General features: G+C 66.0%; 2 protein-coding genes. One reads left to right on the plus strand and one right to left on the minus strand.

What is annotated here, in order from left to right; genetic code table 11:
• Positions 1-682 (plus strand): transglutaminase-like cysteine peptidase (locus GH737_RS14735; protein WP_196233242.1); only part of this gene is annotated, 682 nt, incomplete at its 5' end.
• Here GH737_RS14735 and GH737_RS14740 read toward each other — a convergent pair.
• On the minus strand, positions 628-1,537 hold a 910-nt coding region (locus GH737_RS14740; protein ID WP_155265513.1), incomplete at its 5' end, for an HlyD family type I secretion periplasmic adaptor subunit. The two genes, GH737_RS14735 and GH737_RS14740, sit on opposite strands and share 55 nt — an antisense overlap.

Raw genomic sequence — 1,537 nt, forward strand, 5'->3', positions numbered from 1 at the left:
CGCCGCGGTCGTGCGCCGCCGCCCGTCGGGCGAAGGAATCCTCAGCGGCCAGCCGGACGTTTTCGGATCGGTCGCGCTGCGTGTCGGGCACACGCCGCTCGATGCGCGCTGGCAGTCGGTCGAGCGCGCGGCCGTGACGGGAAGTGCCGCGCGCTTTGCGCAGACGGTCAAAGGCGCAACGCCGCTGAGGCAGCTCGAGGCGGTGAACTGGTACGTCAATCGCCGAGTCCGGTTTGAGGATGATTCGCGGCGCTTCGGACGCGCCGACGTATGGTCGACGGCCAACGACACGCTGCGCAGTGGCCGCGGCGACTGCGAGGATTATGCGATCGCAAAGATGCAGATGCTTCGCTCCGCCGGCTTCTCCGACCGCGATCTCTATCTCGTCGTCCTGAAGGACCTGGTGCGCCGCGCCGATCATGCCGTGCTGGTGGCGCGTGCATCGGGCCGCATGGTAGTGCTCGACAACGGCACCGACGAGCTGCTCGATACGAACGGCATCAGCGATTACCGCCCGATCCTGACCTTCGCGACATACGGTGAGTGGACGCATGGCTACCGGGTGACGAGCGCGCCGATCGAGGTCGCGGCGAACGAACTCCCCGTCAGCCTTCCGCCCCTCGCGGATCAGCGCTCGCGCAGCGCCTCGCTGTTGGCCTTCAACATCGGCTTCAACAAATAGGTCAGCACGCTCTTGTTTCCGGTGATGATCTGCGTCTGCGTCATCATTCCGGGCGTGATCGGCAGCGGGTGGCCTAGCGATGTCAGGTAGCTCTTGTCGGTCTCCACGATGACCGTGAAGTAAGCTTCCTTTTCCTTCTCGTCGTAAATCGAGTCGGCCGAAACCTGCACGACCCGGCCGTCGAGGCCTCCGTAGATCGAGAAGTCGTAGGCGGTCACTTTGACCAGCGCCCGGTCGCCGACCTTGATGAATGCGATGTCGCCCGGCCGCACGCGCGTCTCGACCAGCAGCTTGTCGCCAAACGGCACCACTTCCATGATCTTTTGGCCCGGCTGAACGTAAGCGCCGATGGTGGTGACCTGGACATCGTTGACCACGCCCTCGACCGGTGAGCGGATTTCGGTGCGGTTGGCCTTGCCTTCGGCGCCGCGCAAAGATTGCTCGTTGATCGCAATCTTGGCCTTGACCTGGCTGCGTTCGTCGAGTGCCTGCTGCTTGAACTCGAAGCCGGCCTGCGACGCCTGGGCTTCCGCCTCGCGGACCGCGGCCATCGCCCTGCCCTGTTGCTCGCGCGCGGCGGCGATGCGGCCCTGGATGTCGACCACCTCACGCCGCTTGTCGAGCAGGTCGGTCTGCGGGACGATGTTCTTCGCCGCGAGGGGCTCGATCATCGCGACCTGCTTTTGCGCAAGGGCGAGACTGTTCTGGAGGCTGTTGATCGTCGCCGCGGCTTCGCCAGCTTCACGCCGCGCCTGATCGGCCGTCGCGTTCGCCGCGGCGACCTTGCTGCGCAGCGCGGATTGGCGCGCCGCACGAAGCGCTTCCTGGCCGGCGCAGTCGGAGCCCGCACATGCG

The organism is Sphingomonas segetis, from assembly GCF_009720245.1.
GTDB classification, from domain to species: Bacteria; Pseudomonadota; Alphaproteobacteria; order Sphingomonadales; family Sphingomonadaceae; genus Sphingomicrobium; species Sphingomicrobium segetis.